This window comes from Bradyrhizobium sp. STM 3843, from assembly GCF_000239815.1.
Taxonomy (GTDB): domain Bacteria; phylum Pseudomonadota; class Alphaproteobacteria; order Rhizobiales; family Xanthobacteraceae; genus Bradyrhizobium.
Genome location: NZ_CAFK01000010.1, coordinates 72,681 through 97,491, shown reverse-complemented (window position 1 = coordinate 97,491; position 24,811 = coordinate 72,681). Strand labels below are relative to the sequence as shown.

Annotated in this window: 24 protein-coding genes and 3 tRNA genes; 8 read left to right on the top strand and 19 right to left on the bottom strand. The window is 63.4% G+C overall.

Annotated elements, in window-relative coordinates; genetic code table 11:
* Positions 1 to 35 precede the first annotated feature (35 nt).
* Positions 36 to 1,238, top strand: coding sequence for a urate hydroxylase PuuD (locus tag BRAS3843_RS02045; protein ID WP_008967028.1), 1,203 nt, complete (start codon positions 36 to 38; stop codon positions 1,236 to 1,238).
* Positions 1,239 to 1,408: 170 nt separating this feature from the next.
* On the opposite strand, the gene BRAS3843_RS02040 is transcribed toward BRAS3843_RS02045, so the two are convergent.
* The 4 genes from BRAS3843_RS02040 to BRAS3843_RS42470 form a co-directional block, all read right to left on the bottom strand.
* Positions 1,409 to 3,307: an adenylate/guanylate cyclase domain-containing protein gene (locus BRAS3843_RS02040; RefSeq protein ID WP_008967027.1), complete on the bottom strand. Its 1,899-nt coding sequence runs from the start codon at positions 3,305 to 3,307 to the stop codon at positions 1,409 to 1,411.
* 209 nt (positions 3,308 to 3,516) lie between these two features.
* A tRNA-Gly gene (locus tag BRAS3843_RS02035) sits at positions 3,517 to 3,590 on the bottom strand.
* Between the two features lie 357 nt (positions 3,591 to 3,947).
* Positions 3,948 to 4,556 (bottom strand): TMEM175 family protein, encoded by a 609-nt coding sequence (locus tag BRAS3843_RS02030; protein ID WP_008967026.1) that lies wholly within the window; start codon positions 4,554 to 4,556, stop codon positions 3,948 to 3,950.
* A gap of 306 nt (positions 4,557 to 4,862) precedes the next feature.
* Positions 4,863 to 5,663, bottom strand: coding sequence for a BA14K family protein (locus BRAS3843_RS42470; RefSeq protein ID WP_008967025.1), 801 nt, complete (start codon positions 5,661 to 5,663; stop codon positions 4,863 to 4,865).
* 257 nt (positions 5,664 to 5,920) lie between these two features.
* Between BRAS3843_RS42470 and BRAS3843_RS02020 the strand changes: the two genes are divergently transcribed.
* The gene (locus BRAS3843_RS02020; RefSeq protein WP_244425097.1) at positions 5,921 to 7,813 is read left to right on the top strand and encodes an acyltransferase family protein; all 1,893 of its coding nucleotides are present in this window, start codon (positions 5,921 to 5,923) and stop codon (positions 7,811 to 7,813) included.
* Between the two features lie 2 nt (positions 7,814 to 7,815).
* Here the strand turns inward: BRAS3843_RS02020 and BRAS3843_RS02015 are convergent, their stop codons facing one another.
* From BRAS3843_RS02015 to BRAS3843_RS02005, 3 genes are all read right to left on the bottom strand, one after another.
* Positions 7,816 to 9,714, bottom strand: coding sequence for an acyltransferase family protein (locus tag BRAS3843_RS02015; RefSeq protein WP_008967023.1), 1,899 nt, complete (start codon positions 9,712 to 9,714; stop codon positions 7,816 to 7,818).
* Positions 9,715 to 9,994: 280 nt separating this feature from the next.
* Entirely contained in the window at positions 9,995 to 11,893 is a 1,899-nt protein-coding gene (locus BRAS3843_RS02010) for an acyltransferase family protein (RefSeq protein WP_008967021.1), read from the bottom strand.
* Positions 11,894 to 12,075: 182 nt separating this feature from the next.
* Positions 12,076 to 12,161, bottom strand: a tRNA-Tyr gene (locus tag BRAS3843_RS02005).
* A 213-nt stretch (positions 12,162 to 12,374) separates the two neighbouring features.
* Between BRAS3843_RS02005 and BRAS3843_RS02000 the strand changes: the two genes are divergently transcribed.
* The gene (locus BRAS3843_RS02000; protein ID WP_008967020.1) at positions 12,375 to 13,214 is read left to right on the top strand and encodes an RNA methyltransferase; all 840 of its coding nucleotides are present in this window, start codon (positions 12,375 to 12,377) and stop codon (positions 13,212 to 13,214) included.
* Positions 13,215 to 13,274: 60 nt separating this feature from the next.
* Here the strand turns inward: BRAS3843_RS02000 and BRAS3843_RS01995 are convergent, their stop codons facing one another.
* The 3 genes from BRAS3843_RS01995 to BRAS3843_RS01985 form a co-directional block, all read right to left on the bottom strand.
* Positions 13,275 to 13,694 (bottom strand): hypothetical protein, encoded by a 420-nt coding sequence (locus BRAS3843_RS01995; RefSeq protein ID WP_008967019.1) that lies wholly within the window; start codon positions 13,692 to 13,694, stop codon positions 13,275 to 13,277.
* Positions 13,695 to 13,745: 51 nt separating this feature from the next.
* Positions 13,746 to 14,210, bottom strand: coding sequence for a hypothetical protein (locus tag BRAS3843_RS01990; protein WP_008967018.1), 465 nt, complete (start codon positions 14,208 to 14,210; stop codon positions 13,746 to 13,748).
* Positions 14,211 to 14,422: 212 nt separating this feature from the next.
* Complete coding sequence (locus BRAS3843_RS01985) at positions 14,423 to 15,118, bottom strand: hypothetical protein (RefSeq protein ID WP_008967017.1); 696 nt, start codon at positions 15,116 to 15,118, stop codon at positions 14,423 to 14,425.
* 181 nt (positions 15,119 to 15,299) lie between these two features.
* Between BRAS3843_RS01985 and BRAS3843_RS01980 the strand changes: the two genes are divergently transcribed.
* Positions 15,300 to 15,761, top strand: a complete 462-nt coding sequence (locus BRAS3843_RS01980) for a hypothetical protein (RefSeq protein ID WP_008967016.1) — start codon at positions 15,300 to 15,302, stop codon at positions 15,759 to 15,761.
* Between the two features lie 153 nt (positions 15,762 to 15,914).
* On the opposite strand, the gene BRAS3843_RS01975 is transcribed toward BRAS3843_RS01980, so the two are convergent.
* From BRAS3843_RS01975 to BRAS3843_RS01960, 4 genes are all read right to left on the bottom strand, one after another.
* Positions 15,915 to 15,989, bottom strand: a tRNA-Thr gene (locus BRAS3843_RS01975).
* A 143-nt stretch (positions 15,990 to 16,132) separates the two neighbouring features.
* Entirely contained in the window at positions 16,133 to 16,714 is a 582-nt protein-coding gene (locus tag BRAS3843_RS01970; RefSeq protein WP_035980564.1) for a DUF2147 domain-containing protein, read from the bottom strand.
* 56 nt (positions 16,715 to 16,770) lie between these two features.
* The gene (locus BRAS3843_RS01965) at positions 16,771 to 17,433 is read right to left on the bottom strand and encodes a DUF3313 domain-containing protein (RefSeq protein WP_008967014.1); all 663 of its coding nucleotides are present in this window, start codon (positions 17,431 to 17,433) and stop codon (positions 16,771 to 16,773) included.
* Between the two features lie 134 nt (positions 17,434 to 17,567).
* Positions 17,568 to 18,173 carry a TetR/AcrR family transcriptional regulator gene (locus BRAS3843_RS01960; protein WP_008967013.1) on the bottom strand — a complete coding sequence of 202 codons (606 nt, stop codon included), beginning with the start codon at positions 18,171 to 18,173 and terminating at the stop codon, positions 17,568 to 17,570.
* 332 nt (positions 18,174 to 18,505) lie between these two features.
* Here BRAS3843_RS01960 and BRAS3843_RS01955 point away from each other — a divergent pair, with 332 nt between their 5' ends.
* Positions 18,506 to 19,090 (top strand): hypothetical protein, encoded by a 585-nt coding sequence (locus tag BRAS3843_RS01955; RefSeq protein WP_008967012.1) that lies wholly within the window; start codon positions 18,506 to 18,508, stop codon positions 19,088 to 19,090.
* A 149-nt stretch (positions 19,091 to 19,239) separates the two neighbouring features.
* Here BRAS3843_RS01955 and BRAS3843_RS01950 read toward each other — a convergent pair whose 3' ends face one another.
* The gene (locus BRAS3843_RS01950) at positions 19,240 to 19,347 is read right to left on the bottom strand and encodes a hypothetical protein (RefSeq protein ID WP_008967011.1); all 108 of its coding nucleotides are present in this window, start codon (positions 19,345 to 19,347) and stop codon (positions 19,240 to 19,242) included.
* A gap of 179 nt (positions 19,348 to 19,526) precedes the next feature.
* On the opposite strand from BRAS3843_RS01950, the gene BRAS3843_RS01945 reads away from it, so the two are divergent.
* Positions 19,527 to 19,781 (top strand): hypothetical protein, encoded by a 255-nt coding sequence (locus BRAS3843_RS01945; protein WP_008967009.1) that lies wholly within the window; start codon positions 19,527 to 19,529, stop codon positions 19,779 to 19,781.
* A gap of 89 nt (positions 19,782 to 19,870) precedes the next feature.
* On the opposite strand, the gene BRAS3843_RS01940 is transcribed toward BRAS3843_RS01945, so the two are convergent.
* The 4 genes from BRAS3843_RS01940 to BRAS3843_RS01925 all read right to left on the bottom strand — a co-directional run bounded on the left by BRAS3843_RS01940 (position 19,871) and on the right by BRAS3843_RS01925 (position 22,428).
* Positions 19,871 to 20,110 (bottom strand): DUF6719 family protein, encoded by a 240-nt coding sequence (locus BRAS3843_RS01940; RefSeq protein WP_035980563.1) that lies wholly within the window; start codon positions 20,108 to 20,110, stop codon positions 19,871 to 19,873.
* A 225-nt stretch (positions 20,111 to 20,335) separates the two neighbouring features.
* Positions 20,336 to 21,049, bottom strand: a complete 714-nt coding sequence (locus BRAS3843_RS01935) for an outer membrane beta-barrel protein (RefSeq protein ID WP_008967007.1) — start codon at positions 21,047 to 21,049, stop codon at positions 20,336 to 20,338.
* A 336-nt stretch (positions 21,050 to 21,385) separates the two neighbouring features.
* On the bottom strand, positions 21,386 to 21,799 hold the full coding sequence (locus tag BRAS3843_RS01930) for a hypothetical protein (RefSeq protein ID WP_139024692.1): 414 nt from the start codon (positions 21,797 to 21,799) through the stop codon (positions 21,386 to 21,388).
* Between the two features lie 206 nt (positions 21,800 to 22,005).
* Positions 22,006 to 22,428, bottom strand: coding sequence for a hypothetical protein (locus BRAS3843_RS01925; RefSeq protein ID WP_008967005.1), 423 nt, complete (start codon positions 22,426 to 22,428; stop codon positions 22,006 to 22,008).
* A gap of 291 nt (positions 22,429 to 22,719) precedes the next feature.
* Here BRAS3843_RS01925 and BRAS3843_RS01920 point away from each other — a divergent pair, with 291 nt between their 5' ends.
* On the top strand, positions 22,720 to 23,271 hold the full coding sequence (locus BRAS3843_RS01920; RefSeq protein WP_008967004.1) for a tetratricopeptide repeat protein: 552 nt from the start codon (positions 22,720 to 22,722) through the stop codon (positions 23,269 to 23,271).
* 137 nt (positions 23,272 to 23,408) lie between these two features.
* Positions 23,409 to 24,803, top strand: coding sequence for a serine hydrolase domain-containing protein (locus BRAS3843_RS01915; protein ID WP_008967003.1), 1,395 nt, complete (start codon positions 23,409 to 23,411; stop codon positions 24,801 to 24,803).
* Positions 24,804 to 24,811 lie beyond the last annotated feature (8 nt).

The following is a 24,811-nucleotide window of genomic DNA, read 5'->3' as shown; positions in this document are numbered from 1 at the left end:
CACCGCCTGCCAACCGTACGACTAATGGAGACGATATGTGGGGATCGATCATATCGGAGTGGCTGAGCCTGATCTTCCGCTGGCTGCATGTGGTGGCCGCGATCGCCTGGATTGGCAGCTCGTTCTATTTCATCCACCTCGACCTCAGCCTGAAGCCGCGACAGGGGTTACCCGACGGTGTGTTGGGCGAGGCCTGGCAGGTGCATGGCGGCGGCTTCTATCACATGGTGAAGTATCTGATCGCGCCGGCGCAGATGCCGAGCGAACTGACCTGGTTCAAATGGGAGGCCTACACCACCTGGCTGTCCGGCTTCGCACTGATGATCGTGGTGTACTATCTCAATGCCGACCTGTTCCTGATAGACAAGTCGATCCTCGATCTGACACCGCTGCAGGCCGGCCTGTTCAGCTTCGGCTCGCTCGCCTTGGCGTGGCTGCTCTATGAAGCGGCCTGCCGCAGCGGACTCGCGCGCCACGAACTGCCGTTTGCAATCGGCGGCTATATCTTCCTGGTCGCGCTCACCTATGCCTTCACGCATGTCCTGAGCGGACGCGGCGCCTTCAACCAGATCGGTGCGATTATCGGCACCATCATGGTCGCCAACGTCTTCGCTTTGATCATCCCGAACCAGAAGAAGATCGTTGCAGCATTGCTGGCGGGCGAGGCGCCGGACCCAAAACTCGGCAAGGCCGGCAAGGAACGCTCGGTGCACAACAACTATCTGACGCTGCCGGTCGTCGTGCTGATGATCAGCAATCACTATCCGCTGCTGTTCGCCACCCGCTACAATTGGGTGATCGTCGCGATCGTGCTCGCGCTGGGACCGGTGATCCGGCACTTCTTCAACGAGCGGCACAAGGGGCGGCCCTCGCCCTGGTGGGTCTGGGGCATCGCCGCCGCCGGCATGATCGCGATCGCGCTGTTATCAGCGGCAGGTCCCCGCGACGCCAAGGGCGAGGCCAAGTCCGCGTCGGCGCCGGACACCCCCACTTTCGCGCAGGTGGAAGAGATCGTGCTGTCGCGCTGCAGCATGTGCCATGCCGCCGAGCCGGTCTGGGACGGGATCATCACGGCGCCCAAGGCCGTGCTGCTCGACAGCTCGGAGCACATCCAGCGCAATGCACGGCTGATCGCGCGCAACGCCGCCTGGTCGAGCGCCATGCCGCCCGGCAACATCACCGAGATCACACCCGAAGAGCGCGCGGTGCTCGCCGCCTGGGCATCGAACCAAGATTGACCAGAGGAACGCGTCGGCTTGGCCGGGCATGGAGCCGATGATGCAGCTCTCCTGCGGCCCTCAAGTCCCCAGAGCGACCGATTTGAAAAATGCCTGAAGCGGAAGCTTGGCGGACGGTACACAGCGGCAGCGAGCGCGACCATTGGCGCCGTCCATTGCCCATCAAGCCTCTACTCCGGGAGACCCGCCTTGCCCAACCCTTCAGCGATGCGCTGAAATTCGTCAAGGAAGACGACGTCATCGGACCACGCAGATCCATCCTGCAACCAAAGGGCAACTGTGTAGTTGGGCCTGAGCCGGCGAAGCTCGGCAATTGCCGCTTGAGCTTCATCCTGATGCCCGGTCAAGGCGCTAGCGGCGGCGAGATCCGCGTAAGCGATCCAAAACGGCTTTACTGCGATTGAGCGGCCGCACCAATCGATCGACTCGTTGTATTGAGCGAGGTGGGTGTGCGCATGGCAGACGTAAAAGTACCAGGTGTTTAGGAGGGGATCGCGGGGGCTGAGCTGAATCGCCACCTGGAGAGGTGCAAACGCCTCTGCAGAGCGGCCGACACGTATCTTGGCAGCGCCGAGCGCGCCATAGGCGGGAGCGAGACTCGGATTTATCGCGATTGCCGCTGCATATTCGTTCACCGCAACCTCGAGCTTTCTGCCCTTCGCCCGCTGGATCTCGCCCTTAACAAAGTGCGCCATCGCGTCACTCGGAAAACGGGAAAGAACCTGATCTACCGCATTCTCAGCCCGGCCTAGCTTTTCTCCAGGCGCATCGGTCCAACGATAGTTGACTTCCACTGCCAAAGTATCTGCCAATCCCACGAGAGCCTTGGGGTAGCCCGGGTCGATCTGCAGCGCGCGCTCGAACAGGGCGCTCGATTGAGCCAACTGTTCGCGTGAATAGGGTCTGTTGAGCACGGCCCATCCCCGCATCGTAAGATCGACCGCGTCCGGACTGTTAGGCCGCGCGATCTCGGCGTCACGGCTTTCCTGGTTGGTCAGTTCCAGATCCAGCCGCCGCGCCAGTCGGCCCGTGATCACGTCCTGAAGTTGCATCGACTTGGACCAATCACCGTCGACGCGCTCGGACCATATCTCTGCGCCGGTCCGAGCATCGATCAGTTGGGCATTAACCCGCACAATTGACTGGGTCCTGCGCAAGCTACCGTCGAGAATATAGCGTATGCCGAGTTCGCGGCCGACGCGCTTGGGGTCAACGTTCTTATAGGCGCGGGCTGTGCTTGGCGCGATGACCAAGCTGTCCTCGATGCGTGCGAGATCAGCGCTTAGATCGTCGGCAACACTTTCGGCGAAGTATTCCTGCTCAGGTTCGTTGCTCAAATTCGTGAACGGCAGCACGACAATTGATAGCCGATGGTTCGGCAATTGCAGCTCGCCCCAGCGGGTGTACCAGTAACCCACACCGCTGATCGTCATGAGCAGGAGAATCGCTGGGCCCACCCAGGCTCGCCACGACCACAGACCAGGCGGGAAGCGGCGCGTTATCTTCAGGAACGAAACATTGGGCAGCGGATCGGCGAACTGCAGAGCATAGGCTCGGATCGGGAGAGCGATATTTTTGAGATTCTGCTCGCCCAAATCGGCGAACGCAACAGCGAGCTTGCCACGGACTTGATCATAGGCGGCGGAAGATATGCAGATGCCACCGGGCTCTGCGATGCCCTCAAGCCGCGCCGCAATATTCACACCGTCGCCGAAAATGTCAGTCGGCTCGACAATGACGTCCCCGATATTGATACCCACACGGATAGCAATGCGTTTGGCTTCCGGGTCATCGATTGTAAGTTCCTTGACCCTAGCCTGGAATTGTAAAGCAGCTCGCACCGCTTCGACCGCGCTCGGAAACTCGGCCAAGAACCCGTCACCGGTATTCTTGACGATACGGCCACCGTGTTCGGCAATTGCAGGCGCAACCGCTTCCGTCAGGAGTGCGGTGAGCTTCGCATGCGTAGCCTCTTCATCGCGGTGCATCAGCCGCGAATAGCCCGCAACGTCAGCAGCTAATATCGCCGACAGCCTGCGCTCGACACGGATTGGTCGCTGCTGCTCCATGATCCGTAGTCCACCGAAAAGTAAATGTTACGACGGATCGGCCGTGGCACCAACGAGCTTGAGGTCAGGCAAGAACCGCCGCAAGAGCGCCCATCAAGTAGCGCGCCAGGCAAGCCGAATCCGGAAAGGAAGGGTGAGACCGATAATGAGAATGGAAACGAGTCGCTTGTCCGAACCGAAGCGTACCGGCGCTAAGTCATTGAAAAGATTGGAGCGGGTGAAGGGAATCGAACCCTCGTATTCAGCTTGGAAGGCTGCTGCTCTACCATTGAGCTACACCCGCATTGGGCGGTCTCCCTAACACGCCGCAACGCCCGCCTCAACCTCTCCCGACGCGCCAGCCGGTGTGTCCTGTGGGAACCAGAGGCCGCTTCTGATCACCCCACAGCACGCCGCCACCCTTTCCGCGCCGGGCTCGACCCCCTATATTCAGTTTTCCATCAACAACGAAAGGAGGTGATCCAGTGTCTTTCACCAAGCGCTGTCACCTCGCTGGGATCGCCCGCTGAGCCTGTTTTGAGGGCATGATCCGTCCGGGATCATGCGCCGGCTCGGCCTACGGGGCGGTCTCGGCCCTGGACCAGCGAGTTTCAAGATCGGAACGCGGCGGGTGCAAGCCCGCCGCGTTTTGCGTTTGCCGTCAGCCATCGTTGACGGAAACATCGTCCCACGCGGAATCGGCGCGCGCGAAACGCCGCGCCACCAGCCCGCCGAAGCCGAGCAACCAGAAATATGGCGCATATCCCGGAAGGAACGCCGCGATCACCGTCCCCGGCACGAACACCGTGATCGGAAAGATCGCGCCCACGACCTCGGAGCGCAGCCGGCCACGGCCGGCGATCCACCAGAGCAGCGCATTGAGCGTGGCGATGATCGTCAGATGGGTGCCGTAGAGCACCGCGACCGCGCTGCTCAACCGATAGTTGCTGTAGAGCCCGTTGGTGACCGGCAGCAGGACGATCGAGAGCAGAAAGAACAGATTGAGAATGACGGTCCCGCGGCCGGCATAGGGCTGGCGGGCCAGCCTGCGGTGATGACTGATCCAGAATACACCGGCGATGATGAAGCTCAGGATCAAGCCGGCCAGCCGGCCGGAATAGACGTGAGCCAGATCGTCCCAAGTCGGCAGTTTGTCAAAACTGGCCTTGGGCATGTCATAGGCCAGCAACGTCATCGCCACGCCGAAAATGGTGTTGGACAGCGATTCGAGCCGGCGCATCTCGAACAGGTCGGACTGAGTGTCGCTCATGATTAGACGGCGGAGGTCTGCGCAGCAGACGTTCCGGCCGCGGCAGGGGGGAGCCTCACCTTATAGCAAACTGCGGCGCAGGTGCCGAAGCTTCACGCGGCTCCGCCATTGTGTGGATCTGGGGAGAGTGGCCGCCGACAGCGCCTGCTTGCTTGGAGTCCCCGGAAGCGAGTTTGCCCAGATCACCCAGAGATCAATCTGAGGACTGAGGCGGGCCTCTACGCCATGCACCGCTGATCTCCTATCAGCGGTGCAACCAGAACTGCGTTATGAGCGTGATGCCGGACGCCGGTCGTGAGCTGCCGATCAATGGCAGGCGTACATATGGCCGTCGTAGCCGAGATAGCTCCTGGTCGTCGGATTGTAGCTGCGGAAGTGGGTGCAGGCGGGACCGGCAGCCGCGGTGCGGAGCTTCGCCTTGCTGTCAGCCAGCTGCTTCACCGGCGCAGGCTGTGTCGTCGGTTTCACCATCGCCAAGCGCTTGGGTGCCGGTACAGCTGCGGCCGGCTTGATGTTGCTTTCGCCCTCCTTCGCGGCGTGACGGCTCGCCTTCTTCGCTCCTGCCGTTTGCTGGGCGGCCTTCTTGGCAGGCGGCGCGGCCGGCTTGTCGGCAGCCGGCTTCGCAGCCGCCGTCTCCGGCGCGGGCTTGGAAGCTGCGGTTGCCGTTGTTTCTGTCTCTGTCGTGGAGGGCTTCGGCATCTCGGCCTTCGCAGCGGCCTCGCTCTGAAGCGCGGCCGGCTTCGCCTCCGCCGCGCTGGTCTCCGACGCTACAGCCGGCTTGTCGGCCACGGCGGGCTTGGTCTCGGCACCGACCTGCTTGTCGGCGGCAGGAGACTTCTCATCCGACGCTAGCGGTGTCTCCGCTGCCTTCTTGATGGCCTTTTTGCACTCCAGGGGGAAAACCAGTTCGCCGGACGCGGTCAAACCGATCGGCTCGCAACCGCCGAACGGTCCGCTGTCCTTGGCGGTCTCGCCCGTCGATGCCGGCGCGGCCGCGGCGCTCGACGCATCTGCGGTCTCGGCCCACGCCGCCCCGCATGCAACCTTAAGTAGAATGATGCCGCCAATCACTCCGGCAAGGCCGGCCTTCGGACTCGACTTACGCATGACACTGTACTCAACGAATTGCCTGGAACCAAAGGCCATCACGGCATTGGGGCAAGTCTGTGAACGCAAGCAGAAATTTGTGAGCCACAATCGCGATCGCCAGGCACTGTGCTCTATCTGCAATAGCGGTTGTGCTGTATCGGCTCTGGCCATGCTGGCGTATGCTCGGCAGCCAAGCGGACTAATCAGGGTAATATATTGCAGCAGCTGCTATCACTGCGTGCCGGCATCACCGCCCATCGTTATGGATGGTGACCTTGAGACACCTGTCCTATCGCCCCGATATCGATTGTCTGCGGGCCTTCGCTGTCATTTCGGTGATTGCCTACCACTATGACATCTCGCCGTTCCGGAGCGGCTATGTCGGCGTGGACGTTTTCTTCGTGATCTCCGGCTTTCTGATTACGAGAATTCTGCGGACAGAGATTCTCGCCGGCACATTTTCGATCGCGAACTTCTACCAGCGACGAGTGCGCCGCATCCTGCCGGCCGCGTTCGCGATGCTGGGCACGGTTCTGGTCTGCTCGAGCGTTTTGCTTTTGCCGCAGGACGCCGTCTCCGTTGCGCACCAGGCGCTGGCCGTCGCGACCTTTTCGTCCAACGTCCTGTTCTGGTCACAGCAGGGCTATTTCGATGCGGCTTCCATCACCAAGCCACTGCTTCACACCTGGTCGCTCGCTGTCGAGGAGCAGTATTACCTGCTCTTTCCGGCCGCCGCGGTGGCGGCGTTTGCGCTGCGCCGTTCGTTGACCCTGCTCAGCTTCGTGATCGCAGCTCTTGCTTCCTTTGCGATTTGCGTCCTGCAAACGCCCTTGCAGCCGGCAAGCGCGTTCTACCTGCTGCCGGCGCGCATCTGGGAGTTCGCCCTTGGTGCCCTACTAGCGATCGAGGCGCTGCCGGAACCCGCCACGGAACGGCTCAGGATCGCAGTGGCCGCGGCTGGATGGATTGCGCTCGGCGCGTCCGCCAACGTGTTCTCGTCGCGAACACCGTATCCGGGGACAGCCGCATTGCTGCCTTGCCTTGGCGCGGCGATGGTGATCTGGGCCAATCCGGCACCGAGCAAAGCCGTGCTGACGGCCGCGAAGCCGATGATCACGGTCGGGCTCTGGTCCTATTCGCTTTACCTTTGGCACTGGCCGCTGCTGTCCCTCACCTATGCGGCCTGGGGTCCACCGACGTCAGGCTTCGACAAATTCGTGCTTGTCGCCTTTTGCACGGCTCTGTCGATTGCAAGCTATCATCTGATCGAACAGCCGGCCCGACGGGCAGAGTGGCGGATCACGTGGCGGTGGCTTGGCACGACCGGGATCGCTGCGGTCGCCTTCGCCGCCATCATGATCTGGTCCGCGGGCTTTCCGTTCCGCTTCTCTCCGCAGGAGCTGACGATCGCAGGCTTTCTCGACTACAACTACCGACCGGTTTACGAGGAGCGCACCTGCTTTCTGGATCCGGCCCAGTCGGTCGAGGATCTCGCACCGTCCTGCGTCGCCCCCACTACCAAGCCCAACCTTTTCGTGTGGGGCGACAGTCATGCCGCACACCTGACCCACGGCTTGCGACAAGTCCTCCGGCCGGGTGCCGTGCTGAGGGCGACCATGGCCGGATGTCTGCCCGCCCTGAGCTACGGTCAGCCGGCCCGATGTGCACCTTTCAATCGGCGGGTTCTCGCGCTGATCAGCGAGATCAAGCCGGATGTGGTGCTGATCTCTGGCGACTGGGCCCGCTCGGTGGAAGCGCAGCAAACGCGTCAAAGCCTGCTCGCCGCGATCGGATCGATCACTGCATCGGGAAGCCGCGTCATCGTGGTCGGCCCCGGCCTGCAATATGACGCAGCGATGCCGCGGCTTGTCGTGTCAGCGATGCATTTCGGCGCGGCGCCGGACAGCCATCTCCAGTCCTTCGTTCGGAGCTCGGACGATATCCTGCGCAATCTGCTCAAGGACATCCCGGAAACGGAGTACATCTCGCCGGTTCGGTTGTTGTGCCCGAACGCCGCCTGCCCCACGCTGGCGTCAGGGGCGCCGATTGCGTGGGACCAGGGTCATTTGACGGCGCAAGGCTCCGTGCTGCTGGCAACGCGAATTGTCGAGACATCGGCGAGCTTGAAGTCGGTCCTGGAGCCCTCGCCGACTGCCGAGTCCCCGTGAGGCTAATCGTCCGAGAGAACCCTTGCGAAGATGGTGCGAGCGCGCTCGCCCATGCGCTGCGCGCCTGCCACCGTGAAATGGCCGGCATCCTGGAATAGCCACACGCCGTGCTCGACGACCGGACAATCCTGGTCGCAATAGACCTCGGACGGCCTGAGCAGCTCGACCTTCGCAAACGGCCTGATCGCCTCCGACAACACCGCATCGATGATCTGATTGGCGGCGATCGCCTCACCTTTCGGGACCGGAGCGCATGGCTTGGCCGGCGCGTGCCACAGGGGCCCCGGCAGCATGCGCAGCTGATCGAAGCCGCAGCTTACGGGCCGCACCTGTCCGCCGATGACGAGGAAATGCCGGCCCGGCCGGTCGAGCAGGCGGATCGTCTCGGCGAGATCCTCGGCCACGGCAGCATTGTGCGTCTGCGCCTCCGGCCCGTCGCCGAGGTCGAGATAATGCTGCCAGGCTTGACCGATCACGACGAAATCGGCCTGCGACTGCTGGATGCGCGGAAGCTCGCTGTCGCGTAGTTCCGCGCACACCTGCGCGCGCGGCCCCTGCGCAGTCAGACCGGCCAGCGTCGGACAGCCGCTCATGGTCGAGACATGGCCGATCATGCCACGCGCCTTCAGCGTGGTGTCGAGCGCGGCGACATATTGCTGGACAAAGGAATCGCCGAGCAGTTCGACCCCCCGCGTGCCTTCGAGATCGCCGAACGCGCACAGACGGCCGATGGTCCGGCTGCACTTGTTCAAGCCGAAGCCCTGCAGCCGGAATAGCGCGAGCTGATCGGGCGGCAGCCGCGAGACGACGCCGTCGGCGAGGAACGTCGCATGGGTGAGAGCGGCGCAGACGAGCAGCGTGGTCGCAAAGCCCGCCGCCTGGCTCCAGCGCGGCCAGGGCAGACGACGCAGCGGCTGCTCGACCAACGCGTACATCAGCGCGGTGAATGCGGTCATCAGCACGCATTGCAGGCCAAGGCCGGCGGCAGTCTCAGCCGCATCGCCGAAGATGAAACGGATGAAGAAGATGACGGGCCAATGGACGAGATACAGCGAATAGGACACACGGCCCACGGCGCGCACCGGCTCTGACGTCAAGAGCGGTGCGGGTACGTTGGCGGCGATGATGATGACGGCGGCGATGCACGGCAGCAGTGCGGCGAGGCCGGCATAGGCCTGGTAGCGGCCGATGACGAGAAGGCTGCCGAACAGGACGGCGGCGCCGCAGGCGGCGGCAATGGAGCGCACGCGAGGCAACGATGCGAGACGCGCTTCAAGCGGAATGGCAAGCGCGCCGAGTCCGAATTCGAACACCCGGAATGGGGTCAGGAAGAATACGGCTTCCGCATCGCGCGGGAGCCACACCGCAGCGGCAGCGAAGGAGATCAGACCGATAGCCGCGATGGCGCTGAACACATGCCGGCTCCGCCCTACCCACATCAGGACCAACGGCGCCAGCGCGTAGAACTGAATCTCCAGCGACAGCGACCACAAATGCAACAGCGCCAGCTGATCCGCGCTGGGCGCGAAATAGTCGCTCGCTTCCCGCCAATACTGGACGTTGGCGATCGAGAGCAGCCCGTGTGTCGCCTCCTTTGCCAGCTGGCGCATGGCTTCGGGCGACAGAAAGAGCCAGCCGACGGCGAAGCTCGCCGCGATCGTCACGATCAACGCCGGGAGGATGCGCCGCGCCCGCCGCAAATAGAAGTCGGACAGCGAGAAGCGTTGCGCCGTGACGTCGCGCAGAATCTGTCCGGTTATCAGATAGCCGGAGATGACGAAGAAGATGTCGACGCCGGCAAAGCCGGCCTCGAAGCCCGTGATCCTCAGATGGAACAGAACGACGATGACGACGGCGATCGCCCTGAGGGCATCGATATCGGCACGATGACTGCGTCCCAATGTAGTCCACCCCGCGTATTCTTCGAGGCGCACGAGATGCACAGACACGGATGGCAACAGCGGGAAACAGTCATGACGTCATCGGACCCATCCGGTGACGTCTGGCCGGCACTGGGGTGGCAGAATTGCTTCGACACGACCCACAATGCAGACATGATCGGGACCCTATCCGGTGGGACCAAGCTCATCGGACGGTGGTTGGCTCCGTATTGCCGGCAAGGGCGGATTGTCCGGACATCAGCGATCTTGAAATCGTCCTGGCCCCCCAAGTCCGGTGACGCTATTCGCCCGAGAGAAGCTTGGCGATGATCGCGCTGGCCCGTTCGCCCATCCGTTCCGCGCCGGCGACGGTGAAGTGGCCGGCGTCCTGGAAAAGCCAGACGCGGCCTTGCACCACGGGACAGTTCTCGTCGCAATAGACCTCGGACGGTCTTAGGAGCATGACATTGGCATAGCGCGCGAGCGCCTCGGCGAGACTCCGGTCGATGGCGCCTCCATCCGCGACGGCCGAGGTCTTCGACAGCGGCTCGCAGGGCTTCGGCGGCCGGTGCCATAGCGGTCCTGGCAGCATGCGCAGACGATCGAAGCTGCAGCCGAGCGGGCGGACCTGCGCACCGATCACAAGAAAACGGCGCCCCGGCCGATCGAGAAAGCGGATGGTGGCGGCCACGTGCTCGGCAAGTGCGGCAGCCGGCGTCAGCCCGTCCCGCACCCTTGAGACTTCAACATAGATCTGCCAGGCCTGACCGATCACCACGACATTGGCCGGCGATTGCTTGACGCGCTCAAGCTCGCGGTCCCGATACTCGGCGCATTGCCGTTCGCGCGGTCCCGGCAGCGTGACGCCGATCAGCACGGGGCACCCGCTGACCGTCGAGGTGTGACCCGCAAGCGCGCGCGCCTTCAGCGGCGCGTCCAGCGCCGCGACATATTGCTGGACGAAGGAATCTCCCGTCAGTTCGAGCGAAGGTGATCCATTGATGTCGCCGAACGCGCAGTCGCGATCCGTTCGCGTTGCACATGCCTCCAGGCCGAAGCTCTGCAACTTCAGCAATGCGAGCCGGTCGGCCGGCATCCGCTCTATGACGCCGTCAGCCCGGAAGCTTCCATAGGTGATCGCCACGCAGGCGACGATCACGGCAGCGAAGCCGGCCGCCTGCTTCCATTTGGCGAGATGGAGCCGCCGTAGCGGCTGTTCGATCGTGACGAACTGAACAGCCGTGAGGACCGCCATCGCCGCAAGCTGCGCCGCAATCCCGCCCAACGTTTCGGCTGCGGCTCCGAAGATGAAGCGGGCAAAAAAGATCACCGGCCAATGCACAAGGTACAGTGAATAAGACGAGCGGCCGACTGCCAGCACGGCCGGATTGGCGAGCAGGCGCATCGGCCGGTTGGCCGCGATAATTGCCGCTGTTGCCAGACACGGTGGCAGCGCGGCGATGCCGCCCGCCGCCTGGAAGCGGCCGATCGCGAACAGGCTGCCGATCAGCAGCACGTAGCCTGCTGCGGCGGCAATCATGCGGCCCGCCGATGACGCTGCGAGTCGCCCTTCGAGCGGGATGGCGAGCGCCCCGAGCACGAATTCAAACACACGGAAAGGCGTGAGGAAGAACACGGCTTCGGGATCATGTGGCAGCCAGATAAGCCCTGCGAGCAGCGACAGAAGCCCGGTCAGCGCGATCGCCGAGAACACGTGACGCGTGCGGCTCAACAGGACCAGCACCAGAGGCGAAACAAGATAGAACTGCGCCTCGACCGACAGCGACCATAGATGCAGCAGCGCAAGCTGGTCGGCGCTCGGCGCGAAGTACTGGTCGGCCTCGCGCCAATATTGGATGTTGGAAATCGACAGGAGGCCGTGGGTCGCCTCCTTGGCAAGCTGGCGCAGGAACTCCGGTGCGAGATAGAGCCAGCCGGCAAGCAAGCTCAGCATGATCGTCGCGATCAGAGCCGGCAGGATTCGGCGCGCCCGCCGCAGGTAGAACGCGGCGAAAGAAAATCGTCGCGCGGCGATGTCGCGCAGGATATGGCCGGCGATCAGATAGCCGGAGACGACGAAAAAGATGTCGACGCCGGCAAAGCCAGCTTCGAATCCGCCGATCCGCAGGTGGAACAAGACGACCAAACCGACCGCGATCGCCCGCAGGCCATCAATATCCGCCCGATACCCGCGTTCCACGTCCCACCATCACGCATTGCAGCGCGGTGGGTAAGCACATTGAGATACACACAGCAATATCCCGATACAGTCTAACCGATCAGCGGCAGCTGCATACCGGCTGCTGCGGCGGGCTTACCGAGCACCGATGTCCGCCACGACGAGAGATTGGGGAGAGCTTGGTCTAAAGCTGTCAGTAGGGATGGTGGGGGAGGCAGGACTCGAACCTGCGAAGCCATGAGGCGGCTGATTTACAGTCAGCTCCCTTTGCCACTCGGGACACTCCCCCGTTTCAACGGCATTGCCTGTCCTCCGCGAAAGCGGCGTACGGACCATCAGCGCCATCAAGACGGTAAGACCGCGGGGCCCTTGGAAGCGGGCGCGCGCGGCCGGGGCCGTTATGGTCGAAGGCGGCCCGCAAAGTCAACCAAGGGAATGGTCATTTTCCGCTCCCCGCACTGCCAAATTGCCAGAATCTGGTCCGCATGACACAAGCCATTTCATGAGCGAACGCGATCGAAGGTCCCCTGCCCGGCGTCCGGGCGGCAAGTCGGCCGGCAAACCCTTTGGAAAATCGGGCGGTTTCGGCCGGCCGCCCGCCTGGCGGGAGCGCGAGACCGGCCACGACGGTCCGGCGATCCTTTATGGCTGGCATACGGTGACCCTGGCGCTCGCCAATCCGAAGCGCCGCATCCGCAAGCTTTACCTGACCGAGAATGCGGCGCGCCGGCTCGCCGACGAACGGATCGCGACCCGGGTGACGCCGGAGATCGTCCGCCCCGGCGATATCGACCGGCAGCTCGGGCCGGACGCCGTCCATCAAGGCCTGCTTGCCGAAGCCGATCCCCTGCCCTCACCCGACATCGAGACGCTCGAGACGCTCGGCATGATCCTGGTGCTCGATCAGATCACCGATCCGCACAATGTCGGTGCCATCCTGCGCTCGGCCGCGGCCTTCGACGTGAAGGCGATCGTCACCACCGCGCGGCACAGCCCCGAAGCGACCGGCGTCCTGGCCAAGTCCGCCTCGGGCGCGCTGGAGCTGGTGCCCCTCATCACCGTGCAGAACCTCGCCCGCGCGCTGACGCGGCTGAACGAACGCGGCTTCCAGACCGTCGGCCTCGACAGCGCGGGATCCGCGAACCTCGCTGCGATCGAATTGCACCAGCCGCTTGCGCTGGTGCTCGGCGCCGAGGGCAAGGGCCTGCGGCAGCTGACGCGCGAGACCTGCAGCGCCGTAGCCCGGCTGGATTTGCCCGGCGACATCAAGAGCCTCAACGTCTCCAATGCCGCGGTGCTTGCGCTCTATATCGGTGCGAGCCGCCTCGGGCTCATGACCTGAACAGCAAAACGCCCGCTCGCAGCAAGCGAACGGGCGCCGAAGCCGAAGCGCGAGGCGCGATCAGTAGTAGCGGCGCAGCACCGGGCGACCGTGATAGTAGCGCGAGTGGCCCCAGCGATAGGCGGTGCGATGGCCGTAGACGGCGGGACCAGCGACGCCGGCACCGTGATAGTAATGGGTATAACCGTAGACCGGCAGCGCACTTTCCCGATAGGCCGGATAAGGCGCAAAGGCGCCGGGGCCGCTATAGGTCGGTCCCTGGTTCACGTAGTAGTATTGCGTGGTCGGCTCGACCAGCCGCTCATAGGCCGCGCCGCAGCTCCCGCAGTAAGTGTAGGGATATGCTGGCTGATAAGTATAGGCGGGCTGATAGTAATAAACGGGTGACCCGCATGGGGTATATCCGCAGGCCGCTGCGGGCGCAGTGCCCGCGACGGCCAGGCCGAGAACGGCCACAACTCCTGAAATGATCTGACGCATTACTCTCTCCTGTTCGATCAGACTTTTTATTTTGGTTTGAACGTCTTTCGGCTATCGGCGATGATCCGGGGATGGCCTACGGAAATCACGATGGCCTCCGCCTTCGCGCGGCGCCAGGATCACCTCCGGTGGATACATCGGCACTTGCGGCTGGGCCGGCTGCATCATGGACTCGGCGCCCCACGATCGATGATAGCTCTCGGCCGGCCTGGGAAGCTTGCGGTCGGCGGGCGGCTCGATCTCCATCCGTCCATAGCCCGGCTTCACTCCGAGGCTTGGGTAGTAGTGGCCGACATTGGGCTCGGCATCGATATAACGTCCGCCATAGATGGTCGGCTGCATCTGGTAGCCACGGCCAAGGCCGAATTGACCTTCCACGACGGCGTAGGACGCGTCGATGCCGTTGATGATCACCGGTACGCCGGGACGCATCGGAATAACGATCTCAAACCCTTCGCTGGCGAAGGATGCGGATGCCGTTCCAACAAGGATGGCCAGAGCTGTTGCGAAGCGCATGGAATTCACGTGGCGGTTGTCCCCTCACAATACCCGAACGCGCGCCGGCAAAGGTTAAAGCCACGCGTCAGTCTTCCGGTAAGCCTAACGCGCGCAGCATTCGTCTTCGTTAATGCCACCGATTGTCGCAGCAATCCGGTTGCCACGTGATTGCCATGTCGATGAAACGTGGTTGCGACAATCCGCGGGGCTGCGCTCGTGGACGAACCGTCTCAGGCGAAGGCCGTCATCAGGATGGTGCGGACGCCGATCCCGATGGTGACGACTGCCACCGCAGCTTGCAGGACATGATTGGCCACGGAGAGCCCACGCGCCGAAATCGCGAACGGCACCGCAATCACCGCCGACAGCGCCGCCATCCCGATCATCGATCCCACACCGAACAGCAGGATGTAGATCAGCCCGGCGGCCGGCGTCGGAGCCTCGGCGACCGCGAGCACCAGCAGGGCTGCGGATCCCGCCATGCCGTGCATCAAGCCAATGAACAGGGTCCGCCAACGGAAGCCGTGCGCGTGGGCGTGGACGGCGCGGGCATGCGGGAGTGTTTCGCCGGCGTGGCTATGGGCATGGAAATGCGCGGTGCCGTCGCGATGGCTATGCCGGTGGAAATGCACACGGTCGCGCCACAACCGCCATATCAGGTGCGCACCGAGACCGATCAGCATGATCCCGACCGCCGTCTCGAGCCGGCGGGACAAGAGCTCCGGAATGACATGGCCGACCAGCAAGGCCGCGCCGGCACACACGAACAGCGTCAAGGTGTGCCCCAGCCCCCAGGTCAGACCGTGCTTGACGATGTCGCTGATATCGCTCCGACGGGCCGCGATACTCGATACGGCCGCAACATGGTCGGCCTCCAGCGCATGCTGCAAGCCCAGCACAAACCCCAGTGACAAGATCGCCAGCATTCGCCCCGCCCGATAATCGCGACAGCCTAACACCACAACCGTCCCCGGCAAGCCGAAGCGGGGCGGCATCGTGCGCCTTATGTTCCTGCGTCTCACGCCAGTTTGAATAACGGCGTACCGGTCTGTGGAACCCTATCCCGATATCGGGCTTAGCAGGCGGGGCACAACAACGGAGTTTCCCATGAAAATGATCGCTATTGTTGGGGCAGCGGCAGTGTTGGCGACTGCCTTGTCAGGCCCGGCGCTGGCCAAGCACGTCAAGGGACACCACGGCGTCATGCGTGAGCAGACGATGCCGCAGCGGGCCGACGCCGGCTGGAACAATGGCTGGAATAACAACGGCTGGGACCGCCGCAACAGCGGTTTCTGGCCGGGTGACGTCGCTGCGGGCGCGGTGGGCACGGCCGCCGGAATCGCGGGGGCTGCGGTCGGAACTGCCGGCGCGATCGCCACAGCTCCGTTCCGCGCAGCCGACGCTTATGCCTATGATCCTGGCCCGTACCACTACACCCAGCCGACGTTCGACCGCGGCCCGAACGGCTACTACGGAAATTGGGACAGCTATGCCACCCGCAACGGCATCGCCTGCCGACCGGGCACGATGTTCAAGGGCGCCGACGGCGCGATGCATCTCTGCCAGTAACGAGCAGTCGAGATATTCGGCAAAGGGCGGCCTGCGAGCCGCCCTTTTTCGTTGCGATTGCTCCGAGCGCAATCGACCGTCGCCGGAGCAACGCCTGCAGGCCCTCGGGCAGAGCTTTCTTGATAGCGACATTTTCTCGGCAGCGACGTGCGGTGGTGCCGGCTGAGGGGATTGAACCCCCGACCTTCGGTTTACAAAACCGCTGCTCTACCGCTGAGCTAAGCCGGCGAACGCATCGTCAGGATCGAACCGCCCGCCGGGCAAAAATGAAGCTGACGGAGGCGCGCGGCGCCGTTCCTACCAGAGTTGTCCTGTCGAGGCTACTGCTGTCCGGCGCTCGGTTGTGTCGTTCGGAGCGCGGCTGCGAGACCTTAGCGGGTGCGTGCCTTGGCGGCAGTCGCGGCCGGCTGCCGTGGCACGGCCCATTCGGGGTCGGCAACGGGTCCTGCGGTATCCCCGGTTACGCCGAGCAATTGCCCGATCGCCGCATCTCGCGTCTGCGTCCAGCTTTGCGTTGCGCAGAACAGCCCAAGCAAACAGCCTTTTACGGCCAATTGGCCCGCGCTGTCGCGCCACACCGAGACGCCATAGGTCTTGCCGTCCTCGGCATTGTACACTTCGCCGGCGTAGCGGCCGTCGGGGCCAGGTTTCAGTCCGAGGAGAATCTGGTGGCCAAGCAGCGCCCGTGAACGCCTGGTCGGATCAGGATTGAGCCGATCGCGAAATGGCTGACCTTTGGCGTCGGCCATCTCCTTCATCCAGACGATGTAGCCGCAGATCCGCTCCGGCGCGGCGCCGCATCGCTCCAGGCGGACCCGGGCGCGGCCATCCTCCGTCAGCCAGGTGCCGCTGGGATCGACAGCCGTCACAGCCTGCCCGCGCCCTTCGGCCACCGAGAGCAGCGTGCTCAGGACGAGACGCAGGACCAGGCGAAACAGGAATCTCAATCTCATCTCGATGCACCTCGTCCTCGTGGAAGCCTCCAGCCACGCGTTGCCCCGCATGCAGGTCACCTGAGCTGCGCCACCAGGGCATCGGCCCCCTTGTCGATGCCTGCTTCTGCGGCTGCGAGCGCACCGACGCTGGCCTTCACGTCGTAAGGGCTGGGGTATTGCTTGCTGACAAAGGCGCTCAGGAGCCGTCCGCTCGGTGCATCGAGAACCTCGACGACGTAGAGTACCGATCCGGTCAGCAGCCCTTCACCGTCGCGCGCCGTCTGCACGCCATTGTAGACCGCGCCCGCCAGATCGAAGCGGGACATGGTCCCCAGCACGGGCGTGTTGGTCACCGCCCCGGTCAGGGTCAGCCGCACGCGCAACGTGTTCGGCTGACGCTGGCCGACGACCGCAAAGCGCGTGCTCAGGCTTTCCAGGAAGCGCGATCGCATATAGGCGGCAAGCTTCACCTTGTCCTGCTCGGACATGTCGCCGAACTGGTGGTCGCGGCCGCGATAGATCACGACCGGATCAAGCATGACCTTGTCGTAACTCCGCCAGTCGACCGAGCTGGCATAGCGATATGGCACGCGTCCGGACGAATCGGATGTGTTCGGTGCGAGGTAATGTGCCGAGGCGACCTCGGAATACGCCACGGGCGTAACGGTGTTGCATCCTGCAACGGCACTCGACCACAGCAGCGCCAGCACGCCGCGATGGCGGATCGGAAAACGCATTCTTGCCCTCCAGAGCGTAACGCCATCCTCCCCGGAGGGGGCGTTCTGATGCAGCACACAATAAAACCGACTAGACGGTTTGTAGAGTGGAGATGCAAGGCACTGGCGACAAGTCGGAGCATTCAAGCATCAGATCAGGTTTTCGAAGCCACCCGAGGGACGGTCTTCCCTTCGGCCTGCTCCAAAGCAGTCCATCGGCTGTCGTCTGAGAGGCGCGCGAACAGCCGCTCCAGGTCGTCGCCGGCGATCGGAGAGATTCGGAGCATGGCCATCAGCGCCAATCCGCGGGCCGCGGCCCAGCGAAGGACAGCCAGATCCGGGTCGGATGCTTCCGCCTTGATCTCCGCAATCCGTTCAGCGTCGCCTGCGCGCGCATCGGCCAATAGCCCGGGATCCTGGGCCAACGCGCCCAGCATGGCCTGCGCCACCGAATATTGCTGTGCGATCAGCTCGCGCGAGGTCGCGATTTGCGTGGCGAGCTCAGGCTGATCCGAGGAGTTGGCCGTCTTGCTCCTAAATTCCTTGGAGAATTCACCGAAATGGACGAATTGCTGTTCGAGCAGCGCCCTCAGCACCGCTTCCTTGTTTCGGAATTGGTGCATCAGCCCGCCCTTGCTGAGCCCGCTTTCGCGCGCGATCGCATCCAGCGTCAATCGACCCGGCCCGTCGCGTGCGATGATGGTGAGAGCAGCGGACAGAGCCGCTTTGCGCGACCGTTCAGAACGGGAGGGATTATCCATGATCCAGCTTGGGTGGATGGCGGCGCATTCGTTGTGCGACTTCGGATTCGAAGGACACCAGGGCCATAGGCGGAAATCCCGTTGCCCCTGTCAAGCCGCGACAGCCCGAGTCATTGGCGTCCCCCCGCGGCGCAGGCTTGGACCTACGCGGACTCGCGAAGGTTTGATCCGATTGGGGTCGCTGGGCGGCGCAATCGAGGGCAAAATGCGGCAGTGGCGCTGTCGTATTTCATCCACGACTTTCAATCATCCCCAGAACCCACTGGTGGCCCTACTTGATCTGGGTTGGGGACTTGCTGCAATCATTGGCGAGGGCTGAGGGGTAACGCGCCATGGGCTGGAAAGAAGAACGTGACGCCTTGATTGCGCAGACGCTGGCCTTCGTCGAGCAGGTCACGGGCAAGCCCGCTGATTTTTCCAAGCTGGCTCCCGCTCCGGCCGCCGCCACGCTGCCCGGAGCGCAGGGCACGCGCCCCTCCGCAATTTCCAACGCCGCACCGGCCGGCGCGAAGGATAGCCACCCTGCCCTTGCCGCAACTGCATCCGACGAACTCGAGCGCGACATCGCGCTCGCAGTTCTTTCCCTCGAGCCGGCCGCAAATGGGACCAGCGAGACGGCCTCTGGATCACCGGTGCAGGCGGCGGCAAGCCCGGAGGCAGAGGAGCAGCTTGGCCGGGCCGAGGACGAGGCGTCTCCTGCCAATTCATTTCGGGCAGAGCCGTTCAAGAGCGCCGTCTCGCCGACTCTCGCCGCGCAGCTTGGAATGCAGCGGGACATGCAGGACGAGATCCGCACCCGCGTCGCGAAGTTTCGCGCCCATCAGGAGCGATTCAACCGCGAGCGGCAGGAATATTTCAGCTCGACCTTGGCGCGGCTGCGCGCCTCGATGGAGCGGACCTCGCGCGACGACAAATAGGCCGCGCGCTGCGCCGACATTCTCCCATCCCGGACCGGCGCATGAACGAAGGCATCAGCGCCTAAAGCATGATCCGGAAAAGTGCGGGGCGGTTTTCCCTCGCGACAGACGCGGAACGCGTTTGCGCGGAGATCATGCTCAATCAAAACCTAGAGCCACGCGCACAGCAGCACCACATTGGCGATGAAAGCCAGCAGCAGCCCGAAGCCGAGCACGAGCTGGATACACCCGCAAAAGATGTGGCGATCGGTCCTCATGGGGTTAACCATCCGGCGATTCTAGCCCCGGAGTCCCACGGATTCTTTTTTCCAAAGTTGAGGACTCGTTTACGACTCGCGGACGGAAAACGCCGCTTTCCTGCCAAAGGGCCGCCTGCGTCTCGGCGCAAGCCCTGTTCATCCTCGGTTCATCATCGAGTCGACTGGAGCCGTTCGGAATGCCCTACGCCCTGTTTTGCAACGATGCCAAATTGAGCAAGGCCTATCCGACGGAGGCCGACGTCTGGAGGCTGGCGCACCAAAGCGGGCTCGTGGTTGATGTTACGACGAGCGCGCGCCGCTCCGACGTGCATCTGCGTCTCGACAACGACTACGAGATCAAGCCCTGTGCGGTGGAGCCGGAAGAAGATCCCTGGCAGAACCGTGCCGATGCCGAGCGGCAGTTGCAGCTCGGCATCCTGTTCTCTTCCTGAGCACTGAGTCCGCTAACAGCGCAGAGACGACTTTTGCGCTCGCGGGCAGTGAGACTGCCCGCGATCAGTGGGTCGACCGAGGCCGCGCGTTATGGCGTCGCGATTGCAAGCGACGCCTGCTCGGCGGGAAGCGCCACACAGGCACGCTTGCGGCTCAAGCCCCGGATTGCGCCCGTCACCTTCAGCACCTTGCCCGACGGGCACGACGTGGTCTGAACGAGGGCCACCTCGTAGGGCGCCAGCATCAACGGCTCGGACTTGAGGATGGTTTGAGCAGAGCACGGCAACGCCGCCGCAGATAACAACAGCACCGACACCAAGATACGCATGGGGGATCATCCAACCAGACCGGCGAACGCATAATAGCAATCGTGGGCGAAAGTTTCACGAAGCTTTGAAAATATTTTTGATGCGGTGAGTCCGCGATCGCGGCAGCAGACTGAGCAAATCACAAGCAGCAACACGCCCGCAATTGAGGCGGGCGTGTGCATTGTTTGAGCTTTGATGCCGCGCCGATCCGATGGCTCAGCGGTCGATCATCGCGATCTTGCGCGTCAGTATTTGCTGGCGACCGGTCCGCCCCAGCCGAAGCGGTAGTTCACCCCGACCTTGACCGTATGCTCGTCGCTGTTGAAGCGGCTGCCAACGATCGGCGCCGGGCCGGCGGTGAAGGTCGTGTTGCCGAAATTGTAATACTGATACTCGGCCTTGGCCGACCAGTTCGGCGCGAACATGTATTCGAGGCCGGCCCCCACGGTGTAGCCATCCTTGTGGTTGCCGTTGGTCGTGAAGGCCGCGGGCGTGCCCGCAACGGAGACGCCGACACCATTGCCGTCGCGCCAAGCGTAACCGCCCTTGGCGTAGAGCAGCGCCGGTCCCCAGGTGTAGCCGATCCGGCCGGTCACGGAGCCAAGCTGGTTGGCGCCCGTCGATGAAATCACGGTCGCGCCAGGGAAGCCGAAAGTGGTGGTGTTGCGATCCATCCAGCTATACTGGGCCTCGATGCCGGCGACCCAGCTCGGCGCGAACTGATAGTCGAAGCCGCCCTGGACACCGCCAAGGAAACGCCCGTTATTGCCTTCAAGGCTGTTCCCGCCGGCAAACGCGCCGCCGACGTGGCCACCGATATAGAAACCCGTCCAGTTATAGATCGCCTGCGGCGGGGTATAGACCGGCGCCTTAGTATAGGTGCGCGCGGGCATATCGGCGGCGAATGCCGGGGCTGCCAAAGCCGTAAATGCGACGGCGCTCAACAAAACTCGGTTCATCGAAGTCCCCGTTATTCAGTTGCGACATCTATCGAACATCGTGGCCGCATTTGGGTTGCCCGATGGCGCTGACGCAGCTGTGATTGGGCGGCGTCTGTCACCAGGGGGCAACAAAGGCCTTTTGTTCCATAGGCTTCCCGAATTTTTCGTGAAGCGCGCGCCTTGCCTTAGACCCTGCCTTAGATTTGGTCCGGCGAGGGCAGGACTTGTTCATCCCTTCCCCTAATTGTGATGGCAAATGGGCGCCCGCAAGGCATGAAGCTGCAAATCCGGGTCGGGCCGCCGACATCCGCAGGCGAACCTCCCCAAGGAGGAAAGCGGATCTCGGCCCCGGAACTAGCGCGTCAAGGTTGCCAGCTCGGGAAAGGGTCCGTAGGCAGCCCCGGCACAGAGCTCGCCCGCATCGTCGACGACGCGGTCGAGGCGTCCGTCGACATAAACGATGGCGCGCTCGCGCGCCGGGCGATAGGAGCCGTCGGTGTCCCGGGCGGCATACCTGATGCAGCTGACATAGCGCAGCCGACCGCCCACCGTCCGCTGCACCGGCTCCGCCATCGCCGTATCGTGCAGACCGACCGGGTTGTTGAGGTAGGTCCGCATGAACGCCAGGATTTCCGTACGATAGTTGTTCGGGAACGGCTGAGCGGCAACCCCACGATCAGCGGTGAAAGAGATGGGGCGATTATCCTCAGTGCTGAGGAGGTTCCCAGTGGCAGTGGAGCAGCCCGCCAGCGCAAGCGAGAGCAGTATCGCCAAGCACCCTTTCGAGCCCCCCTCCGAGTTCCCCACGGCCCTGCTCTTTCCGAAGTCCCACCAAGCATCGCCTTCTAGACAATTTGGAGCGCCGAGCAAGTGTGCCCGCGCGGTCAGCCGGGCGGCAGGCCCGCCTCCGTCCGGTTGTCTGCATGTTCGGCGCAGACAAGGCGGCAGGCGGGCCGGCATTTCGCGGCTGAGTTTCAGCCGCGGCGCAGAGCGGGCGTGGTCCGCTTGAAGCTGACCTTCTGCACTGGCTTCTTGTGAGTGCTCTTGTTGAAGCCGATCTTCGCCTTCGGAGCGGCATGCGACTTCACCGAAGCGTGCATCGCCTTCACCTTCTTGTGATACCGATGAGCATAGTGCCGATGGGCGCGGTGATGGCGAGTGATCTTGGCCGAGCGGAGATGCGACTTGGCAACCGTCGGCTTAGCCTCGGAAGTCTTAGCCTCGGAAGTCTTGGCCTCGGAGCTCTTGGTCTTGGCCATCCCGGTCGTGAGCTGGGTGTTCGGCGTGCTCTGGGTCTGACCGGCGGACATGTCCGGCTTCACTTTACCGCCGGCAGCGAGCGCGGGTGCAGCCAGAATCGACGCGGCGAGCAGGGCAACTGACATCTTCTTCAGCATGGTCATCTCCTTCGGATGGGATCTGGAGGGACCGGCCGATCGGCCGGCCTCGTCGATCATGTGAAGGAGCTTAGGGGGCGGGCGCTGAACCCATCCTGAAGCGAGTTCCAGCTTAGCGTTCATCTCGATGACTGACTTGTTACCTAAATGACCGTCCTGTCACCTTCCCGCCGGTATATTGCACAGATCGCGGCGCAAAATCCGCGCAAATGGCCGGGAATATTTTCGCACTGCGAAGGTTCAAGTCGCAGTTGTTACCGTTGGATCGCCAATCGAACTCGGGAGATATGAATGAACAAGTCTGCGATCAGGATTGCCACGCTGGCGCTGTTTTCGATGGCAGTGGCCTCCGGGCCGATGCTTGCATCGAAAGCTTTTGCCGCGGGCAGCGACACGCCGTCGTCGCCGCCGGCTTCTGATTCGACCAAGAGCAAGAAGAAAGGCGACAAGAGCTCGAGCATCGAGGATCCGAAATTCCTTGCCGCCTATCGGACTGCCTACACCACGATCTACGACCGCGGCGACTATGCCACCGCGATCGATCAGCTCAAGGCGCTGCATCGGGAAGACGTCGCCGACGTCGCCAACCTGATCGGCTACTCCTACCGCAAGCTCGGCAACTACGAAGCCTCCAAGCAGTATTACGAGCAGGCGCTGGCGGACGATCCGAACCACGTCCGCACCTGGCAGTATTTCGGCCTGTGGCAGCTCGAACAGGGCAACCGCGAACAGGCCCAGTATCACCTCGACAAGGTGGCACAGCTCGCCGGCACCAACAGCGCCGAATATCGCTCGCTCGCTGCAGCCCTCGAGAAGCAGCCGGGCACCGGCCTCGTCTACTGATCGGCAATCGCTCGATCATCGTCTTGAAACAGAATGGCGCAACCTCCAGGGGTTGCGCCATTTGCTTTGGCGCATCATGATACCCGGACAATTGTCAAAAGCCGTTTTGATGGTGGGCTTCGGGGGAGGATTGCGGGGTGGACGCATGGCTTCGTGCTGCGCTTGATTACGTCCGTGACTGGCTGGAATTTCAGGTCCAGGTCTCGCAGCAGCCCGGCTGCATCATCGCCATCGCCCATCGCGGGGATATCATTGCGGAGCATGCCTTCGGCCATGCCAATCTCGACACCGGCGAGAAGCTGACGCCTCGGCACCGCTTTCGGGTCGCCTCGCATACCAAGGCATTCACGGCGGCCGGGATCATGCGATTGCGCGAGCGCAAGCGCTTGAGGCTCGATGATCCCGTCGGACAATATGTCAGCAAGCTGCACCCGGACGTCGCTGCTTGCACGATCGCGCAAATGCTGTCGCACACGGCCGGCCTGATCCGCGACGGCGGCAACTCCGGCCAGTTCACCGACAGCCGCTCCTATCTCGCACCCGAGGAGTTGCTCGCCGAGCTTGCGCTACCTCCCGCGATCGATCCGAATACGCGGTTCAAATATTCCAACCATGGCTATGGGCTGCTCGGCCTGGTGATCGAAAGCATCGTGGGCGAGCCCTATTCCGCCTGGATCAGGCGCGAGATCATGGAGCCCGCAGGGCTGCGCGAGACCGTGCCGGATATCACGCTCTTGGCCAAGGCCGCGCCATTTGCGCGCGGTCATTCGCGACTCGCGCCACTCGGCCGCCGCGTCGTCATCCCCGGCGACAATCCCACCCACGCGATCATGCCGGCCGCAGGCATCGTCGCGACCGCGGCCGATACTGCGCGCTTCTTCGCCCAGCTCGCCCCTCACGCAAAAAACAGCGTGCTGTCGGCCGCGAGCCGGCGCGAAATGACTCGCCGGCACTGGCGTGTTCCGCAGGAGGTCGAGGAAGCCTATTACGGCCTGGCATTGGCGAGCGGCACAACAGCAGGCTTCGACTGGTTCGGCCATGGCGGCGGCTTCCAGGGCTATATCTCACGCACATCAGTTATTCCGGCGCGCGAACTCGCCATCACCGTGCTGACCAACAGTGTCGATGGCTGGGCGCCGGGCTGGGTCAATGGGGTCAAGTTCATCCTGCAGGCATTCGCGACCCATGGCGCACCGTCGCGCCGCACCCGCGACTGGACCGGACGCTGGTGGACGCTTTGGGGCGCGATCGATCTGCTCCCGTTCAACGAACGGGTGATGATCGCCAGTCCCTACCTCATCAATCCCTTCATGGATGCGGCACAAATCGAGGTGACAGGCCGAGACAGCGGCCGGATCAGCGAGGCTGCCGGTTTTGCGAGCCACGGCGAGGCGGTGCGGCGCGTGCGTGAGAAGTCCGGCGCTGTCAGCGAGATCTGGCTCGGGGGTACGCGCGTCCGCCCCGAGCGGGTCGTCAGCGCCGAGATGGAGCGCAACTATCCGAAGGGCCGCACGCGCCGAAAAGGCGCGTGAGGCCGTCC

What these genes read in the sequence shown, in the direction of transcription:
- BRAS3843_RS02045 (WP_008967028.1), top strand. Translation starts at nt 36, where the DNA reads ATGTGGGGATCGATCATATCGGAGTGGCTGAGCCTGATCTTCCGCTGG.
- BRAS3843_RS02040 (WP_008967027.1), bottom strand. Translation starts at nt 3,307, where the DNA reads ATGGAGCAGCAGCGACCAATCCGTGTCGAGCGCAGGCTGTCGGCGATA.
- BRAS3843_RS02030 (WP_008967026.1), bottom strand. Translation starts at nt 4,556, where the DNA reads ATGAGCGACACTCAGTCCGACCTGTTCGAGATGCGCCGGCTCGAATCG.
- BRAS3843_RS42470 (WP_008967025.1), bottom strand. Translation starts at nt 5,663, where the DNA reads ATGCGTAAGTCGAGTCCGAAGGCCGGCCTTGCCGGAGTGATTGGCGGC.
- BRAS3843_RS02000 (WP_008967020.1), top strand. Translation starts at nt 12,375, where the DNA reads ATGAGCGAACGCGATCGAAGGTCCCCTGCCCGGCGTCCGGGCGGCAAG.
- BRAS3843_RS01995 (WP_008967019.1), bottom strand. Translation starts at nt 13,694, where the DNA reads ATGCGTCAGATCATTTCAGGAGTTGTGGCCGTTCTCGGCCTGGCCGTC.
- BRAS3843_RS01990 (WP_008967018.1), bottom strand. Translation starts at nt 14,210, where the DNA reads ATGCGCTTCGCAACAGCTCTGGCCATCCTTGTTGGAACGGCATCCGCA.
- BRAS3843_RS01985 (WP_008967017.1), bottom strand. Translation starts at nt 15,118, where the DNA reads ATGCTGGCGATCTTGTCACTGGGGTTTGTGCTGGGCTTGCAGCATGCG.
- BRAS3843_RS01980 (WP_008967016.1), top strand. Translation starts at nt 15,300, where the DNA reads ATGAAAATGATCGCTATTGTTGGGGCAGCGGCAGTGTTGGCGACTGCC.
- BRAS3843_RS01970 (WP_035980564.1), bottom strand. Translation starts at nt 16,714, where the DNA reads ATGAGATTGAGATTCCTGTTTCGCCTGGTCCTGCGTCTCGTCCTGAGC.
- BRAS3843_RS01965 (WP_008967014.1), bottom strand. Translation starts at nt 17,433, where the DNA reads ATGCGTTTTCCGATCCGCCATCGCGGCGTGCTGGCGCTGCTGTGGTCG.
- BRAS3843_RS01960 (WP_008967013.1), bottom strand. Translation starts at nt 18,173, where the DNA reads ATGGATAATCCCTCCCGTTCTGAACGGTCGCGCAAAGCGGCTCTGTCC.
- BRAS3843_RS01955 (WP_008967012.1), top strand. Translation starts at nt 18,506, where the DNA reads ATGGGCTGGAAAGAAGAACGTGACGCCTTGATTGCGCAGACGCTGGCC.
- BRAS3843_RS01950 (WP_008967011.1), bottom strand. Translation starts at nt 19,347, where the DNA reads ATGAGGACCGATCGCCACATCTTTTGCGGGTGTATCCAGCTCGTGCTC.
- BRAS3843_RS01945 (WP_008967009.1), top strand. Translation starts at nt 19,527, where the DNA reads ATGCCCTACGCCCTGTTTTGCAACGATGCCAAATTGAGCAAGGCCTAT.
- BRAS3843_RS01940 (WP_035980563.1), bottom strand. Translation starts at nt 20,110, where the DNA reads ATGCGTATCTTGGTGTCGGTGCTGTTGTTATCTGCGGCGGCGTTGCCG.
- BRAS3843_RS01935 (WP_008967007.1), bottom strand. Translation starts at nt 21,049, where the DNA reads ATGAACCGAGTTTTGTTGAGCGCCGTCGCATTTACGGCTTTGGCAGCC.
- BRAS3843_RS01925 (WP_008967005.1), bottom strand. Translation starts at nt 22,428, where the DNA reads ATGCTGAAGAAGATGTCAGTTGCCCTGCTCGCCGCGTCGATTCTGGCT.
- BRAS3843_RS01920 (WP_008967004.1), top strand. Translation starts at nt 22,720, where the DNA reads ATGAACAAGTCTGCGATCAGGATTGCCACGCTGGCGCTGTTTTCGATG.